Genomic DNA, 2,314 nt, shown 5'->3' on the forward strand with positions numbered 1-2,314 from the left:
GTAGCTATATGATTGACTTATTTATAGCAACAGTTTTTTTGCAGCATTACCAATGAGATAGAGTGCTTCTTGATTGCTAAGCTGGTATAATCGTTCTGTGCTATCACAATGTTTCAAATTTGATCAATAATTGCAAAATCGCAGGAGGGTGAAGTGATAAAACTTGTCAGAATTCTTACTCTCTTTACTCTTATCTGTATCCTTGGTGCAAACGAAGTAGCAAATAAGCTTATAAATCTTTCTCAAGCAAACAATGAGAATCCTACAATTACTGGTACTGGTGTGGTCATTGGTGTCATAGATGGGGTGTTTAATCCTAAAAATCCTGTGCTGGCAGGCAAGCACGCGGGTCTTATCTCAAATGCAAATGCAAATAACACACCAGCAAATGAAATTGCTAATAAGGTGGTAAGACTCGACAAAGCGAAAGAAAAAAATCCAACCATAGACGGAACTGGCATAGTGGTCGGAATACTTGATGGTCCGTATAATCTAGATAATCCTATTTTAAGTGGTAAAGCTATAAATACCATAAATAATAGAATAGACCCGGATAAATTCGTAGGAGCCGGTAATTCTAATATTCACGGCACTCAAGTAGCTTCAATCATAGTAGGTAATACAAACAGCGATTTAACTGGTGTAGCAAGTGGGGCTAAATTTTTTGGTCTGGCTTATCTTAATCCAGGATTTGTTTACAATACAAATAAAAATAATTTCACAAACGACATTCAAACAATGATAAAAAGTGGTGCAAAGGTATTTAACCATAGCTATGCAAGCGATGCTTTCCCACTTATAAATCGCACATGGGGTAGTGGATTAGAAACCCTTTCAAATAATAATGCCAGTCCATTAAGCCCGGAAGCTTTTCGTAAGCTTATAGAAAACGATTTAGGTTTACAACATGCAGAAATTTTAGCCAATTTTTCAAAAGAACAAGGTATATTGAATATAGTAGGTGCTGGAAATGATGGCTTCATTTCAACAAGAGCCAATTCTGTTTTGCCAAGCTATGATGAGAGTTACCGTGGACTTTTAGTGGCTGGGGGTGTAAATCCAAATAAAATTACTGTTAGTAACGATAAAATCACTCTACAAAGCTTTAGCGAAGAAGAACGTCAAACTATATTAAGACAATATGAGAGTGCTAATAATAACGATAGTAAATACGAAAAAATTGTGCTTAAGCTAGCAGAACGTCAAGGCATATATTATATGAGCAATCTTTTTAAAAACAATTCCCTTTACGCTCTTGTAGCACCAGCTCAAAACCTCGTCACAGCAAATGCAAAATACGGCTACAGCTTCTACAATATCGAATCAAATAAATTAGTTAAAAATACAGATACTACCATCCCCAATAGTGCTGGAACGAGTTTCGCAACACCTTATGTAAGTAGTATAGCAGCTTTAGTGCAGCAAAAATTCCCTTTTTTAAAAGGCTCTCAAATTGGTGATGTTTTACTTACTACTGCCAACAAAAATGTAGAACTACCTAATCTTTTACTTATGACTAATGTTACAAGATCTGGAGGGTTTTTTTACACAGTAGTATACACAAACAAAGATGTACCAAAAACAGGAAATAACAACGAAGTAAATTTAGAAGAGGTTGAAAATGATTTAGTGCAAGCTGGGTTTAAAATGAACGAAAATGATAAAAACTTAGCTGAATATATAAAAAGAAATCTATTGAAAAGCGATGCCGATGTAACTTCTGGCGATAAAACATACCCTATTTCTGTTGTTAGACTTTCTAAAGAAGAGATTATCGGTAGTGGTTTACTTGATGCCCAAAACGCTTTGAAAGGCCTAGCAGCTCTTGATATCAACCGACTAAATCCAAGCGATTTACAAGAATTTGAAAACGCTGATGGAAATAAAAAATTATATGCATTTTACACCATAGATACACAGGGACAAAATGGTCAATTTGCATTTACAAATGATATAAGCGAAATAAAATGGGATGATAAATACCACATAGATGAGGCTATAAATTCCCTAAAAAGCGACAACAGGATATCCAATCTTAAAACTCTCGAAGCAGGATTTGTAAAAACTGGACAAGGGACATTTAAATTCGAAGGAAATACTTTAAAATATAATGGACCAACTGTTGCTAGTGGTGGAATTTTAGAACTTAATAACGTTATTGCTGAAAATACAGCACTCTACGCAGATAAAGGCGGTCAAATCCTAATATCAGGCCAAACTAACGCCAAACAAAATTTATATGCTATAAACGGAGGTGAAGTCCAAATCAGTGGCACGCTTTCAAGCGGAGATGTGTATGCACTAAATGGTGGTA

General features: G+C 35.3%; 1 protein-coding gene. It reads left to right on the forward strand.

From position 1 onward, the window contains the following. Positions 1 to 153 precede the first annotated feature (153 nt). On the forward strand, positions 154 to 2,314 hold a 2,161-nt coding region (locus tag CCY97_RS08055), incomplete at its 3' end, for a S8 family peptidase (RefSeq protein ID WP_146744541.1).

This window comes from Helicobacter sp. 10-6591, assembly GCF_003288805.1.
Classification (GTDB): Bacteria; Campylobacterota; Campylobacteria; order Campylobacterales; family Helicobacteraceae; genus Helicobacter_F.